At 63.6% G+C, this 13212-nt stretch carries 16 protein-coding genes, 1 tRNA gene and 1 pseudogene; 8 read left to right on the forward strand and 10 right to left on the reverse strand.

The genetic code is table 11. From position 1 onward, the window contains the following. Positions 1-190: pseudogene (locus tag ACZO3G_RS12955) on the forward strand (hypothetical protein); the annotation flags it as partial. Positions 191-253: 63 nt separating this feature from the next. After that, positions 254-1063 (forward strand): putative ABC transporter permease, encoded by an 810-nt coding sequence (locus ACZO3G_RS12960; protein ID WP_276872251.1) that lies wholly within the window; start codon positions 254-256, stop codon positions 1061-1063. Between the two features lie 151 nt (positions 1064-1214). Here ACZO3G_RS12960 and ACZO3G_RS12965 read toward each other — a convergent pair whose 3' ends face one another. From ACZO3G_RS12965 to ACZO3G_RS12980, 4 genes are read right to left on the reverse strand one after another with little or no spacing between them, the layout of a single operon-like run. Further along, on the reverse strand, positions 1215-1526 hold the full coding sequence (locus tag ACZO3G_RS12965) for a YbjQ family protein (protein WP_101553095.1): 312 nt from the start codon (positions 1524-1526) through the stop codon (positions 1215-1217). Continuing rightward, positions 1507-1728, reverse strand: a complete 222-nt coding sequence (locus tag ACZO3G_RS12970; RefSeq protein ID WP_101553094.1) for a hypothetical protein — start codon at positions 1726-1728, stop codon at positions 1507-1509. Before ACZO3G_RS12970 ends, ACZO3G_RS12965 begins: the two co-directional genes overlap by 20 nt. 15 nt (positions 1729-1743) lie before the next feature. Next, positions 1744-2214 (reverse strand): methylated-DNA--[protein]-cysteine S-methyltransferase, encoded by a 471-nt coding sequence (locus ACZO3G_RS12975; protein ID WP_276872235.1) that lies wholly within the window; start codon positions 2212-2214, stop codon positions 1744-1746. Positions 2215-2232: 18 nt separating this feature from the next. Then, the gene (locus ACZO3G_RS12980; RefSeq protein ID WP_276872233.1) at positions 2233-3156 is read right to left on the reverse strand and encodes a DUF1848 domain-containing protein; all 924 of its coding nucleotides are present in this window, start codon (positions 3154-3156) and stop codon (positions 2233-2235) included. Positions 3157-3408: 252 nt separating this feature from the next. On the opposite strand from ACZO3G_RS12980, the gene ACZO3G_RS12985 reads away from it, so the two are divergent. The 3 genes from ACZO3G_RS12985 (at position 3409) to ACZO3G_RS12995 (ending at position 5270) form a co-directional block, all read left to right on the forward strand. Further along, entirely contained in the window at positions 3409-3618 is a 210-nt protein-coding gene (locus tag ACZO3G_RS12985) for a helix-turn-helix domain-containing protein (protein ID WP_276872231.1), read from the forward strand. Continuing rightward, on the forward strand, positions 3608-4423 hold the full coding sequence (locus ACZO3G_RS12990; protein WP_276872229.1) for a hypothetical protein: 816 nt from the start codon (positions 3608-3610) through the stop codon (positions 4421-4423). Before ACZO3G_RS12985 ends, ACZO3G_RS12990 begins: the two co-directional genes overlap by 11 nt. A gap of 148 nt (positions 4424-4571) precedes the next feature. Beyond that, on the forward strand, positions 4572-5270 hold the full coding sequence (locus ACZO3G_RS12995; protein ID WP_276872228.1) for a Crp/Fnr family transcriptional regulator: 699 nt from the start codon (positions 4572-4574) through the stop codon (positions 5268-5270). A gap of 119 nt (positions 5271-5389) precedes the next feature. On the opposite strand, the gene ACZO3G_RS13000 is transcribed toward ACZO3G_RS12995, so the two are convergent. The 5 genes from ACZO3G_RS13000 to ACZO3G_RS13020 form a co-directional block, all read right to left on the reverse strand. Further along, positions 5390-6724: a hypothetical protein gene (locus ACZO3G_RS13000; RefSeq protein WP_276872227.1), complete on the reverse strand. Its 1335-nt coding sequence runs from the start codon at positions 6722-6724 to the stop codon at positions 5390-5392. Positions 6725-6950: 226 nt separating this feature from the next. Then, positions 6951-7571, reverse strand: a complete 621-nt coding sequence (locus ACZO3G_RS13005; RefSeq protein WP_101553087.1) for a hypothetical protein — start codon at positions 7569-7571, stop codon at positions 6951-6953. Between the two features lie 56 nt (positions 7572-7627). Further along, the gene (locus ACZO3G_RS13010; RefSeq protein ID WP_101553086.1) at positions 7628-8248 is read right to left on the reverse strand and encodes a hypothetical protein; all 621 of its coding nucleotides are present in this window, start codon (positions 8246-8248) and stop codon (positions 7628-7630) included. Between the two features lie 219 nt (positions 8249-8467). After that, on the reverse strand, positions 8468-9004 hold the full coding sequence (locus tag ACZO3G_RS13015; RefSeq protein WP_101553085.1) for a helix-turn-helix transcriptional regulator: 537 nt from the start codon (positions 9002-9004) through the stop codon (positions 8468-8470). 685 nt (positions 9005-9689) lie between these two features. Next, a tRNA-Ser gene (locus ACZO3G_RS13020) sits at positions 9690-9778 on the reverse strand. Between the two features lie 213 nt (positions 9779-9991). On the opposite strand from ACZO3G_RS13020, the gene ACZO3G_RS13025 reads away from it, so the two are divergent. After that, positions 9992-10834, forward strand: a complete 843-nt coding sequence (locus ACZO3G_RS13025) for a transketolase (protein ID WP_101553081.1) — start codon at positions 9992-9994, stop codon at positions 10832-10834. A 2-nt stretch (positions 10835-10836) separates the two neighbouring features. Beyond that, positions 10837-11784 (forward strand): transketolase family protein, encoded by a 948-nt coding sequence (locus ACZO3G_RS13030; RefSeq protein WP_276872224.1) that lies wholly within the window; start codon positions 10837-10839, stop codon positions 11782-11784. Between the two features lie 669 nt (positions 11785-12453). On the opposite strand, the gene ACZO3G_RS13035 is transcribed toward ACZO3G_RS13030, so the two are convergent. Next, a complete protein-coding gene (locus ACZO3G_RS13035) occupies positions 12454-12690 on the reverse strand; it encodes a helix-turn-helix domain-containing protein (RefSeq protein WP_276872222.1) in 237 nt (78 codons plus the stop codon). Positions 12691-12784: 94 nt separating this feature from the next. Between ACZO3G_RS13035 and ACZO3G_RS13040 the strand changes: the two genes are divergently transcribed. Then, positions 12785-13012, forward strand: coding sequence for a helix-turn-helix domain-containing protein (locus tag ACZO3G_RS13040; RefSeq protein ID WP_276872220.1), 228 nt, complete (start codon positions 12785-12787; stop codon positions 13010-13012). Positions 13013-13212: the final 200 nt, after the last annotated feature.

Consider the following 13212-nt stretch of genomic DNA (forward strand, 5'->3'; position numbering starts at 1 on the left):
GGCGGTCGACTACGACCCGGGCGCCACCAAGATCAACCAGGAGAACCGCATCAAGCTGATGCTGGCCAACGCCGCCTCGATCGCCGGGCAGCACGCGGCGCGCGAGGTGCCGCTGCCGCGGCACGAGGAGGAATACGGCGGCGAGCCCGCCGTCTCCTCCGGGTTTTTCAGCAATTCCCTGCATGAATAACAACCGGGGGGAGGGGTCTTTCTGAGCGCGGAAACCTTCTGCGGGACCGTCCTTTGCTTTTTCATCTACAGCTTTTTGGGCTGGTGCTGCGAGTGCGTCTACTGCTCCATCCCGGCCGGGCGGTTTATCAACCGGGGCTTTTTGAACGGCCCGCTCTGCCCGGTCTACGGCTTCGGCGCGCTGGCGGTCATCCACTGCCTGACGCCGGTCGATTTCAGCCTGCCGATCCTCTTTGTCTGCGGACTGCTCGTCACGAGCGCGCTCGAATACTTCACCGGCTGGCTGCTGGAGACGATCTTCCACGCCAAGTGGTGGGACTATTCCAACATGCGCTTCAACATCCACGGCCGGGTCTGCCTGCTGAATTCCGTCCTCTTCGGCCTGCTCGGCGTGTTCGTCATGCGGGTGCTGCACCCCTTTGTCGGGCGCATGGTCGGGTCTTTATCCTTTGTGACGCTCATCTGGTTCGCCTCGGCGCTGACCACCCTGCTCGCGGTCGACCTCTTCCTCTCGGTGCGCACCGCCCTGCAGCTTTCGGGCAAGCTCGACGCGCTGCGCGACGCCCTCGAGGACGCGCGCGCCCGCACCGACGCGGTCATCATGGAGAAGAAGCTCCAGCTGGAGGAGCAGCGCGCGCTGCCCCTCTCCGACCGGATCGACCGGCTGCTGGAAAAGGGGGAGGGCCTGCGCCTGCACGAGCGGCTGAACGCCCTTGCCGGCAGCCACAACGCCCTCCACCGCCGTATGCTCGACGCCTTCCCGCACATGCAGTTCCCCCGCTCCCCCGCTTCGCTTGACGCCCTGCGCGCGGGCGTCGCCAGGATGCGCGCGGAGAAAAAAGAGCGGAAGGACGCAAAAAGGGATGGGAAATAGAAAAAATGGACGCTTTTGAAAAAGCGCCCCCGTGACTCCGAAAACGCTGATCAGGCCGGGCTGATTGCCGCACAGTCAAAAACCGGGCCGTCAATCCAAAGGATTGACGGCCCGGTTTCTTTCGCTTCGTGGACCTGGGTGGAAATCGGCCTTATTTAAACTTGACGGCGGTGCCGTAGGCGATCACCTCGGCGGCGCCCTGCATGACGGCGGAGGAGGCGTAGCGCATGCAGACGACGGCGTCCGCGCCGAGCCCTTCCGCATCCTCGACCATCCGCTTGGTGGCGATGGCGCGGGCCTCGTTCATCATCTCGGTATAGGCCTTCAGCTCGCCGCCCACGAGGGTTTTAAACCCCTGCGTGATATCCCGGCCGATGTTTTTCGATTGGATGGTGCTGCCCCGGACGAGCCCGAGGGTCTCCAGCTCTTTTCCGCTGATCGTTTCAGTAGTTACCAAGATCATCTTCTTCACCACTCCTGATTTCTTTGATTCGTTCCGTCAGAACGTAGATGGATACGCTGATGAGCGCCAGAAAGACGAGGCAGCCCACCACCTTGAAAAAAACCGGCATGGGGACCAGCAGGCAGAGCGCCAGATAGCCGAAAAACCAGAGCACCAGAAAGGTCGTGATCACGGCGGGCGCAACGAGCTTTTTTCCCTTCAAGAAACCGCCTCCTTTTTATCCGCCGCAGCGTTTTTCCAGCGCGAGCAGCCCTTCCTTGACGTCCAGTCCGCCCGCGTAGCCGGTCAGGGAACCGTTTTTGCCCACCACCCGGTGGCAGGGCACGAGGACCGCCACGGGGTTCCGGTGGTTGGCCATGCCCACCGCCCGGCAGGCCTTTGGATTGCCGAGCCTTGCGGCGATCTGCCCGTAGGAACGGGTCTCGCCGTAGGGGATTTCGCAAAGCGCCGCCCAGTCGGCGCGCTGGAAGGCCGTGCCCTCCAGCGAGAGCGGCAAATCAAACGCGCGCCGCTCCCCGGAGAAATATTCGGCCAGCTCCCGCGCTGCCCGTCTGAGCAGGGGCGTCTCCGCCTCCATGTAGCCCTCCGGCTTTTCGCCGCGCAGGAAGAAGAGGGCGCAGATGCCCTTCCCGTCCTCGGCGATGCCGACCGTCCCGAAGGGGGATTCGGTATACAGGATCTGTTTCAATGCGTCGCCTCCCAACAGTCAATAAAGGGTTGTCTGGGCTGTTTTCAGGGATTTTGCCGCCCGGTCGGAGATGCGCTCCCCTCCGCGCGGCCAGCCGGTCAGCATAGGGGCGGCGGGGTCGTGCGCCGCCGCGCACCGCAGGGCGGCGGCCCGGCCGGTCGTGGCGTAGCAGTAGGCGCAGCCGCCGGGGCAGGTGTTGTACGCGCCGATGTCGACGCTTTCGCAGCATCCGCAGGCGGGGCGCTGGCCGGGGTCCTTCGCGGCCTTGACGGGGCAGCCGAGGATCCCGCCCACAAGCTCCGGGTCGATGCAGGCCGCGTGCCCGATGCCGAAGGCCGACAGGTCGATCGTCTCCGCGCAGGTAAAGAGGGAGAAGCCGTGCCGCGCCGCGATCTCCCCGAAGCCCCCGGCCACGTCCAGGCACTCCGAACGGGTCGTCTCGCGGTAGGCGCCGCCCGTGTGGCGGTAGGGGTCGACAAAGCTGAAGACGCAGCGTTCGGCCGCGCCCTCCAGCGCGTTGCAGAGCGCCTCGAAGCGTTCCAGATGCCATGCCGTGGGATACCGCCCGTCCACCATGACGGGATCGTACCGCCAGACGACCCGTTTGGGGCCGAGCCTCCGGGAGAGCGCCCAAAAGGCGCGGACGAGCTCCTCCTTTGGGGGCAGGCCGGGTTCCGTCCGCGGCCCGTAGGGGGTCAGCGTGAACTGGAAATAAAACGGGTAGCCCGCCGCTTCGATCCGCGGGAGAGCGTCCAGCATGGGGGTGGGGTTCTTTGTCCAAAAGACGATGCAGTCGACCGTTTCGGGCGAAAGCGGGATGCGGCTCAGCTGGCGGGGGTTATGCGGGTTCGGAACCAGGACGAAGCCCTCCGCGAGGCGGTTCAGAAACCACGCGGAATAATAGGCCGGAATATCCGTCCGGCGGCTTACGCTGAGGATCACAGCCCTTCCCTCCCCTCCGCCAGCATCGGCTTTTCATTTATTGTACCCCAATTCCCCTCCGCTTACAAGCACGGATTGCGGGGAAACCGCACCCTGTTTCAGGACCGCCGGGCGCGCCGGGATGGCCGGGAAAGCGGCGAACTTGCGAAATGGCCCGGCCTATCCGGGGAAATGGGTCAACATTGGCACTATACAACCCGGGCTAAACAGGCTATAATGGGAGAAAAGAGCTGGGAGAGGGGCTAACAGGCCATGCGGATTCGAATCAGGGAGCTGCGGACGGAGCATGGATACAGAGAACAGGAGCTGGCCCGGCTGTTGTCGATCAGCGTGAGGACCTTTCGGCGGTATCAATCCGGGCAGACGAGGCTCCCGGGGGATACGCTGATGAAGCTGTCCGCGATTTTCGGCGTTCCGCCGGAGGAGATTTTGATGGAGGAGGACGAGGCTGATGACCGGTAAGATCCTATTTTCGCACGAGGGAGCCCGCTCGGAGGACGCGCTCGACCGGACGCGCCCGTTTGTTTACGAGGGGTCGCTGCTCCTTCCCGATCAGACGAACGATCCCGCCCGGGAGATTACGAATTCGATCACCATTCCGCGTGAAATCGCCCAGAAGCTCAGGCGGATCAACGGGAAGTTTTCGCTGACCGAGGTAAAGGCGGGTTATAAAAACGCGAACGTCTTTTCCCGCCGCGCAAAGGTCTTCGACTCGGTCAACCGCGTCTGCTACCTCCGCTATGCCGACGGGACGCTGCAGGTGTGCGAGTTCAAGGGGACGCGCGGCTCCAACTACAGCGCGCTCTATCCCGCGCTGGCCGGGCTGCTCCGCCGGGAGGGCTTTGAGGAGAGGGCGGACGGCTTCGCCGTTCCGGACGACCGCGTGGACCTGCTGGTGGATCTGGTCAACGAGGTCTTCCGGATGCAGGAGGCCGGAGAGCTGCGGCTGGAGGCGGCCGACGAGGTGGACACGATGACCTTCCCCGACGGCAGGCACTACTACTTCAAGGCCTACTGGAGACCGGCGGGCGCCGGGACCGCGCCGCAGGAACCCGCCGCGGATGCGGAGGACATCCCCGGCCAGGTCGCCCAGATCCGCGCGTGTATCCGCAGGCTCGCGGGGGCCGGCCTGCGCTGTGCCGGCAGGGAACAGCTGGAGGAGATCCAGCAGGCCGCGGAGCAGCTGAAAAATGAGCTGGACATCGTCTGCGGCGTCTGCCGAAACGGTTTGGATTCCTTCGACCGCGCCAGGCAGCTCGGACTTTGAAACAACAGCGGAAACCTATCACCGGGAGGACGCGGCCGGGGCCGTGTCCTCCCGGCTTTCGCTTTCGGCGGACAGCTTGCTTTTTGGCTGCCGGCAGGCTATACTGGGTATCGTACAAATGTTGTTTTTCCAACGAGGGAGGCGCCAAATGAACGACCATGAAGCCATTCTCCGGAGCGTCCCCCTCTTCGACGGGATTCGGCCCGACGAGTGGGAGCGGATGCTCGGCTGCCTTGGCGCCGTGCACCGGCGTTATCCCGCCGGGGAATTCATCCTGATGGCGGGCCAGCCCGCCGACCGGGTCGGCGTCCTGCTGGAGGGGCGCGCGCAGGTCCTGCGGGAGGAATTTTCCGGCGCCCGCACCATCCTCACCGCCCTTGCGCCGGGGGATCTCTTCGCGGAGGCGTTTGCCTGCGCGTCGGGCGGCGGGCGGACGCTCCCGGTCAGCGTGCTTGCAACGTCGGACTGCCGCGTCCTGCTGATCGACTACCGGAAAATCATCACTTCCTGTCCGTCGGCCTGCGATTTTCACGCGCGGCTGGTCCGGAACATGCTGGCCGTGCTGGCGGACAAAAACCTGCTCCTCAACCGCAGGCTGAGGCACCTCTCCAAGCGCACCACCCGGGAGAAGCTGCTCTCCTACCTGTCGGAGGAGGCGGCGGCCCATGGCGGCGGGGAATTCGACATCCCCTTCGACCGGCAGGGGCTGGCGGACTATCTCTGCGTGGAGCGCAGCGCGATGTCCGCCGCCCTGTCCAGGCTGCGGGAGGAGGGACTGCTGGAGACCCGCCGCAGCCATTTCCGTCTGCTGCGGCCCCGGGACCGGGAGGACGCGGAGCTGTTCTGACGGCGCGGGTAAAGAACCTGAGACGTGCGCAAAAAGCCGCGGGGCCGTTCGGCCCCGCGGCTTTTCCGCCGTCCCGCGCGGCGCGGGGGAAAGCGGCCTGTGAAGCGGCCCGGGGAGCGCTAATCCCCGCCCTCGGGCGAGAGGTCGAGAGGGGGCAGCGGGCGGACATATCCCGCGCCGGCCGGCCACTGGAAGGAAAGGACAGAGGGGTCGACATAGGCGCCGGGGTCGGGCTCCCCCATGCTGGCCCAGAGCAGGTAGCCCGGGATCTCGGCGGGATCGCAGAGCAGCACGGCGTCCGTCGGCCAATCCGCCGTCACCGTCACCGATTCCCCCACGGGGATGTGGTCCGGGTCGTCCGGGTCGCAGCCGTTGCCGACCTCCATGAGCGTGTGGCAGGCCCCCGCCGTGTCCTGCGCCCAAAGCTGGAGATGGGTCCCGTAGCCGTCCTGTGCCGTCCGCAGGGCGACCAGACCGTCGCAGTTGAAGGCGTAAGCGTCCGGCGTATCCGGGTTGTGCTGCCGCAGGGAAACGGAATGAGGCCTCAGCGTCATCCCGCAGGAGGGCACGAGCTGGATATCCACGCGCTCGCCCCAGTAGGCCAGCCGCCCGCAGTCCGGCCGCCCGCCGCAGGCCGCGTGGTCGAGGCATATTTCCACCCCGAATTTGATCATGCTGCCGTCCAGGTGCCGGATGTGCGGAAAGCCCATCACTGCGGACCCCTCCTCGACCAGCATGTTGTCCAGCACGCTGATGGACTGGTCGTTGGCCGGCTCCACGTTGCCGTTGTCGTTGACCGTGCAGCCCTCCAGGCTGAACTCGATGAAGTCGATGCCGGACTGCAAATGCTTTCCGGTCACGTAGGAGTGGGGCGCGCGCGCCGCCTCCAGCGGGCCCCATCCGCCGCACTGGATGAGCGCGTTGTTGAAGCAGACCGCGGGCGGCGGCGCGCCCCCCGCCGATTCGCCCGCCCCCACCCGAAGGATCATGCCGTTGTGCGCGCGGAAGCCCGCGCTCACAGCGGTGCCGAAGACGAAGAGCCAGTCCTTGAACCGCTCCTCCGCCACCAGCGCCCGCAGGCTTCCGAACAGCCCGGGCCAGGGGCCGCCGTAGGGCAGGGGCAGGTGCCAGTCGGAGAAGGGGCAGGCCGCGCTCCAGCCGTTGATCAGGTCGTGCAGGTACGCGCCCCCGCCCCCGCGGTAGAGGAACTCGGGGGCGATGAAGATTTTGAGGACCTCCTCGCTCGCGTCGGCGGCTTCAAACGCCCGCTCGACCGCCATCTGCGTGAACGCGCAGCGCGCGCTGATGTCGACGCACTGACTCAGCACGTCCCAGCGCCGGTCCCCCAGCGGGCGCTTGATGCCCGCGTAGTCCACCGCCCGCCACTGGCCGTCGAAAACCGGCCCGGTATAGACCTCCCACGGAATCAACTGTATTTTTGCGTATTTTCCCATAGTCTCACTTCCTTGTCGTTGGCAGAATCGGTCCGCGCCCCGGGCGGTGATTGCGGGGGCCGCCGGGACCGGGGCCGCGCAGGGAAAGGGCAGGCCGCGGCCGGCCCCCCGGCGGCCGGACCGGACCCGGGCCGGCCGGAGAGGAACTGGCCGCAGCCTGCAGCTGCCTTATCAGCTTTTTGCCGCCGTTGGGACGGCCCCGGGGGTTCCTCGGCCGGCCGGCGGATCAGCGCTGGTTTTCGAGCTTGAACTGGTAGCCGTCCTCGGCGTTGCCGTACAGGGACACCGTCACCTCGGACACGCCCTCGAGGTCCTGCTCGAAGAACTGGTCGGAGTTGAGGACGGCGGAGCTGATCTGCGCGCCCTCCTGGATTTCGGAGGCCAGGCCCCAGTACAGCTTGGGATGGAGCACGAAGGTCGCCTTCTGGCCGTAGGCGACGGTGTTCTTGGTCATCATCAGCTTGCCGTCCTTATAGAGGTCGACACTGATGCCGCCCTCCACGTGGACGTCATTGGCCACGTCAATGGAGCGGGTGTTCCCGGCGTTGCCGTCGTTGGTGATGGTAATGCCGGTCTCGTCCTGCAGCACGGTGTAGCGGCTGCCGATGGTGGACTGCATCATCGCGGTCTGGCAGGTGCGCTCATCCCAGGAGGCGGAAACCATGGTCTCAATGGGGTAGAGCACGTTGCAGGAGGAGCCGCGGCCCACGTTTTCGATGACCTTCCACGCGACGCCGTCCTTGAGGGCGTCGAAGGTCGGGATCTCGTTGCGCATGAACATAAAGATCTTGGGCATATCCTGGTTCATGGATTTGTTCACGTAGTGGATTTTGATTGTATTCGGCATGAATAGCATCCTTTCCATATGTATTGGGTGTTGGTCGCGCAGGGATCGGCGCGGGTTCACCACTTGGATTCCACGCGGAACCGGTAGCCGTCCTCCGCGTTGCCGTGCAGACCCACGACCACATTGGACATGCCCTCCAGATCGAGCTCGAAAAAGCGGCTGGAGTTGAGGACGGCGGAGCCGATGGTTTCACCCTCCTGGATTTCGGAGGCGAGGCCCCAGTACAGCTTGGGATGGACCACGAAGGTCGCCTTCTGGTCGTAGGCGACGATCTTTTCGCTCATCATGATGCGGCCGTCCTTGTAGAGGTCCACGCTGACGCCGTTGGGGACGTGGACGTCGTTGCGCACATCCAGCGAGCGGGGGTTCGCCCCGTTCCCGTCCGCCAGAAGAACGATCCCCGTCTCATCCCGGGATACGCAGTACCCCTGTCCGCTGAAGGCCTTCAGACGGATGGTCGAGCAGGTCCCGTTGTTCCAGCTGGCGCAGATCTCCGTCTCCTCGGGGAAGGGAAAGACGCAGGAGGACCCGCGCCCCACCCGCTCGATGACCTTCCAGGCAACGCCGTTCTTAAGGCTGTCGAAGGTGGGGATCTCGTTCCTCGTAAACAGGAACACTTTGGGCTGGTCCAGGTTCATGGACTGGTTGGTATAGGTGATTTGAACGTCGCCAGGCATACCATACCTCCTAACAAAATGGTGTTTCCAGAGACGGGGCGCCCGTTCGTTCCCGCCGGAGAGGGGCGAGGGGCCGCCGGCGGTCCGGCGGGAACGCTGGAGGTTTAAACCTTGATGCAAGTATAGCGCCGGACCCTCTCCCCCGCCATACCCCCAAACGGGTGGGGAGGCGGCTTTTCCCGCCGGCTGCCCAAAAGGGCAGTCCCGCGGCGCGGCCCCTCAAACACCGATCTCCTCCAAAGAAAAAGCGCCGCTCTGGAGCGCCTTCACCACCAGGCTGACGCTGCAGGGCGCGCTGAAGATTCGGAAGAGGTTCCGCTTGTGGTACTTGACCGTGTCCTCGCACAGATGCAGCTGCGCCGCGGCCGCCCTCTCGGTCATCCCCCGCGCGAGGCACAGGAGGACCGCCCGCTGCTGTGCGCTCAGGCGGACGGGAGGATGTTCCGGCGTGCGGCTGAGCAGGCTCTCCCGGTACCGGTGGGACACCGTCTGGGAGAGGAGGCCGAGCAGCGTGAGGTGGAGCCGGGTGATGGATTCCCGCTCCGTCACAATGGCGAGGCAGAGCGTCTGCGTGGATAGACGGAGCGGGAGCGCGCAGAGATACCATCCGCTGAGAAACGCGCAGTAATGGTGCTGGGGCTCCGTCCGAACCGGCCTGTGCAGCCGAAGCGAGAGCGCGATCGCGTTGGTTCCCCCGTACCGCTCCGCAAAGGAGACGCCCTCGTCCAGACTGGGAAACCGCCCGTCCGGCGGCATTTTTTTTTACCAATATGCCCTGGGCGTCGGTCATTAAAAACGCCATGTGGTCGGGGAGCTCGCGGCGCACCTCCGAAATGCTGGCCTCCAGCGCGGTGATGGCCCGGTCGTGCTCGGTCCGCAGGCGTTCGAGCTGCCGGTCCTTCAGGGGGTGGGAGGGAGTCGGCTGGTCGGGCGACAGCCCCGCCCGGGCGCAGTTCTTCCAGGAGCGTAAGATCTCTTTTTCCAATGCCTGGTGATTCATTGCGACATCCTCCTTATCTGATTTGCGATCCGAGTTTTAACCGCCCGCCAGGGTCCTCCCCTTCCCGCGTTTTGCGCTTTATCGATTTGAAGCCGATATTTGTTAAATTATACCATATTATTGTGCTGTCGTATCTGGCAGAATACAGCTAGCCGTGGAAACGCGCGGTTTTTTCCGGCATGGCAACGCTCTTACAAGCGGGACCCGCCGATCATGGGGACCTCCGGAAAAACAGACACGCTGCGTTTCGCCTGCGGGCCGCCGCCCCGCTCGACCAAAAAGAAAAGGCGCCAGCCGCAGGCTGGCGCCTTTTCTTTTTGCGTGAGTGTTCCGTTTGGATTCCCGGTTTCCACTGGGAGGCAACGCCTGGTCGGGGAGGGGATAACCCGCCGCAGAGGCGCCAAATAAAAACAGCCAGTCGAAAGACTGGCTGTTTTTATTTGGCGGAAGCGGTGGGATTCGAACCCACGAGACGTTGCCGTCTACCTGATTTCGAGTCAGGCCCGTTATGACCACTTCGATACGCTTCCATAACAGGATATTATTATATCAGATCGCATGTCCGAAGTCAACGCATTTTTCACCTTCCGGGGCGGCCGGCGCGCAAAAAATAGACGCCCGCGCGGGGGAATTCTATTGATTCTTCGGGGAATCTGTATTATGATAAAGATGCTGTCATTTGGCGGCGCCACGGTGCCGGCGCCGCAAAGATTGGACTTGTATGGTGAAAGGAATGAACGTGAATGGATCAAAAACGCGCGAAGGAACTGGCCATTATCGCGACCAGAATCCGCCTCGCGGGACTGGACGCGGTACATACCGCCGCTTCGGGACACATCGGCGGATCGCTGTCGGTCGCTGATATTCTGGCGGTCCTCTACTTCGAGAAGATGAGGGTGGATCCCAAGGATTCCAAGAATCCCGACCGGGACCGCTTTGTCCTTTCCAAGGGACACTGCACCCCCGCCCTCTACCCCACGCTCGCTCTGCGCGGCTTCTTCCCCGAGGAGGATTTAAAGCTCTTCCGCAGCATTGAGGGCCATATTTCGGGACATGCCGAGATGCGGCACGTCAACGGCGTCGATATGTCCACCGGCTCGCTCGGACAGGGCCTTTCGGTCGCGGTCGGCATGGCGCTGGCGGGCAAGCTCGACAAGAAGGACTACCGCGTCTACGCGGTCATGGGCGACGGCGAGATTGAGGAGGGCCAGATTTGGGAGGCCGGCATGGCCGCGGCCAAATACGGCCTGGACAATCTCTGCGGCGTCATCGACGTCAACGGCCTGCAGATCGACGGCTCCACCTCCGACGTCATGCCCACCGAGCCGCTTGATAAAAAGTGGGAAGCGTTCGGCTGGAACGTGATCAAGATCGACGGGCACGACTACTGCGCGATTTCCGACGCGTTTGACGCGGCGGCGGCCTGCAAGGGCAAGCCCACGATGATCCTGGCCAAGACGGTCAAGGGCAAGGGCGTCTCCTATATGGAGAACAACGCGGGCTGGCATGGCAAGGCGCCCAACGACGAGCAGTATGAGATCGGCCGCGCGGAACTGGAAGCGGCCCTGAAAGGTCTGGAGGGTTAATCATGGGAGAGGTAATTGCAACCCGCGCCGCATACGGCAAGGCGCTTGTGACATTCGGCGGGAGCGATCCCGACCTGATCGTGCTCGACGCCGACCTTGCGGGCGCGACGATGACCAACAGCTTTGCGAAAGCGTATCCGGAGAAGTTTTTTGATATCGGCATCGCCGAGGCGGACATGATGGGCATTGCGGCGGGCCTCGCGACCTGCGGCAAAAAGCCGTTTGCCAACTCGTTCGCGATGTTTTCCGCCGGCCGCGCCTATGAGCAGGTGCGCAACTCGATCGCATACCCCCACCTCAACGTCAAGGTGATCGGCTCCCACGGCGGCCTCTCGGTCGGCGAGGACGGCGCCACCCACCAGTGCATCGAGGACTTTGCCCTCATGCGGGTCATCCCCGGCATGACGGTGCTCTGCCCCTGCGACGGCAACGAGATGACCGCCGCCGTCGAGGCGCTCCTCAACTATGATGGCCCGGCCTATATGCGCCTTGGCCGCCTTGCGGTCGAAACCGTAACCGACGCCATTCCCGGCTATCGGTTCGAGATCGGCAAGGGCATCCAGCTCGTGGACGGAAGCGACGTCACGATCATCGCCATCGGCATGATGGTCCAGGAGGCCCTCAAGGCCGCCGACCTGCTCAAGGCCGAGGGCGTCTCCGCCCGCGTGATCGATATGCACACGATCAAGCCCCTCGATACCGAGCTCGTGCTCAAGGCCGCGAAGGAAACCGGCTGTATCGTCACGAGCGAGGAACACAACGTCATCGGCGGCCTCGGCTCCGCCGTCTCCGAGTTCCTCTCGGAGACCTGCCCCATCCCGGTCGTCAAGCACGGCGTCAACGACGTGTTCGGCCGCTCCGGTAAGGCCCCCCTCGTCATGAAGGCCTACGGCCTCACCCCCGAGGGCATCGCCGAAAAAGCCCGCGCCGCGATTGCTTTGAAAAAGTAACAAAAAATAAAGAGCCGCCCGTCAGGGCGGCTCTTTTCTTTGTCGCTCAGGGAGCGGCTTGCCGCCCTTTCAGCGGCGGGGAGCTTAGATTTGCCGCTCATCGGGCGGCGGAGCTTGTCGGTAGTCGACCGACAGCGATCCCTCAGGTTTCTGCCCGGCGAGCGGGGGGCTTTTGTTCGCGCCCCTTCGGGGTGCTTTAGGGGAGCCGCCTTCGGCGGCGGGGGATTGCCGGGTCCCGCCCCGGCAGGCGGCCCCATTTCTTGTGCGGACAAGAAATGGGGGAAAGAAACCGCAGGTGGCTTCGCCCCCTTGACCCCCGGCCGCGACGGGCCTTCGGCCCCAAAGGTCGCGGCCCCGTAACACGGATCGAAGTACCAGTCTACAGCAACCCGTCAACCGCCTAGCCGCAGGCGCAACGCCTCTGCGGGCGAGCCCCCGGAACGCTCTTACCGGTGCGTCCGAGGAGACAATTCGGGTTGCGGTGCTTTCAACGGTAAGTGCCACCGCACCCGCCAGGGGTGGGCACACGCTTTTGCTTGCCAAAACGCGGGGTCAGTTGCGGTCGGGGGCCGCAACTGACGTGCGCCTCGACGCCTCTGCCGGGGAGCCTCAAGAACGCTCTTACAGGTGCGTCCGGGGAGACACGGCTTTCCCAGTTTGGCGCGCGGATTAGCCTTTTCGCTTTGGGGCCCGCGGATGGGGCTTTTGGGTGTCCGTCAGGTCCATCAGGTAGTCGGTGCTTGTACCGTAAAAATCCGCCAGCGCGTCAATATGGCTTACCCGAATGCCGCCCCGCCGCTCGTACCGGCCATAGGTGCCCTCGGAAACCCCGATGACCTCGGCGATTTTCTTTTGCGTCAGCCCCCGCTCCTTCCGAATCTCCGCCAGATGATAATAAACTTTCATAGGCACCCTCCAATATTATTAACTTGACGTATATGTCAAGTTAATAATATGTCAAATATGCCATAATGTCAATAGAATCGTCAGGGGGGAGAATATGAAGAATTTAAAACGGATTCGTAACGCGCAGGGAAAAACGCAGCTCCAAGTGCAAATAGCACTTAAAATCGATCAAACGGCCCTTTCCAAATACGAGACAGGCGATCGGGTTCCGAGCGTGGACCATCTTTTAAAGTTGGCAAAATATTATGAGACGAGTGTGGATTACCTGCTTGATTTGACGGACGAGCCGACCCCATATCCGCCGAAGAAGGCGGAGGGCTGAGTCTTCCGCCGGCGACAGGGGCCGTTTCCCTCCCGTTGGGAGCGTCCGCAACCTGAATTGAGCCTTCAGCTAGTGTACCTGTGGGGAGTGACGGTAACTGGCGGGTACTGGCAAGGTACTCCCGGGGGATTCTCAAGGGGACTGGCGGAAGTCCCCTTGAGCGTCCTTCTTTGGGTACTTTCTTTGACGCAAAGAAAGTA

It is taken from the genome of Anaerotruncus sp. (assembly GCF_057433415.1).